Raw genomic sequence first — 667 nt, forward strand, 5'->3', positions numbered from 1 at the left:
CGATGATCAGAGCCGGTGTCTGTACATCATCGAGAGAATCCCCGATGGCGGCCGGGATGTCGTAACCAACTTCAAGATCGTCCATTGCTCCTGCCACTCCGTGAGACTCCAAACCTTCAACGACCGCGCATGATTAACTTGCGAACGGTGTTGTCACGTAAACCTGCTGTCACTGAGCGCTGTGTAGAGCCGGCGGGGTGAAAATTTTTCCCTCGTCTACGACCGTCGTCGTTTCCAGCGCGCCGTTGAGCAGGACCGCTTCGTACTCGACGAGATCGTTCAAAGCCGACGCGATGAGCAGCCGCTCGAACAAGATGCGCGCGGCATCGACGCCGTCCGAGCAGCACATAGTTGCCCACCAGCCAGAAGCTGCACGCCAGGAAGCCGGCCCCACGGCGGGAGGCTTAACCGGCCTCATTCGACAATAAGCAGCCGCTGCTCGCCTCATGCGCGTGAGCATCCGGGCAGCTAGCGTGTTCTGCTGGAGCCGCGACTGGCGACCTTCTTCTTTGGCGCTGGCAATAGCCCTTCGCGCTCCATTTTCTTTCGGGCCAACTTGCGAGAGCGACGGATGGCCTCTGCCTTTTCGCGTGCACGTTTTTCGGAGGGTTTCTCATAGGCGCTCCGCGCCCGCATTTCCCTGAAGATGCCTTCGCGCTGCATCTTT

Annotated in this window: 2 protein-coding genes; both read right to left on the reverse strand. The window is 59.5% G+C overall.

The window, feature by feature from the left end; genetic code table 11:
* Positions 1–169 precede the first annotated feature (169 nt).
* Positions 170–349 carry a hypothetical protein gene (locus AC1DDS_RS25755; protein ID WP_477481440.1) on the reverse strand — a complete coding sequence of 60 codons (180 nt, stop codon included), beginning with the start codon at positions 347–349 and terminating at the stop codon, positions 170–172.
* 119 nt (positions 350–468) lie between these two features.
* A partial coding sequence (gene rpsU, locus AC1DDS_RS25760; protein WP_477481441.1) for a 30S ribosomal protein S21 occupies positions 469–667 on the reverse strand: 199 nt, incomplete at its 5' end.

It is taken from the genome of Mycoplana sp. 10N416, from assembly GCF_056394765.1.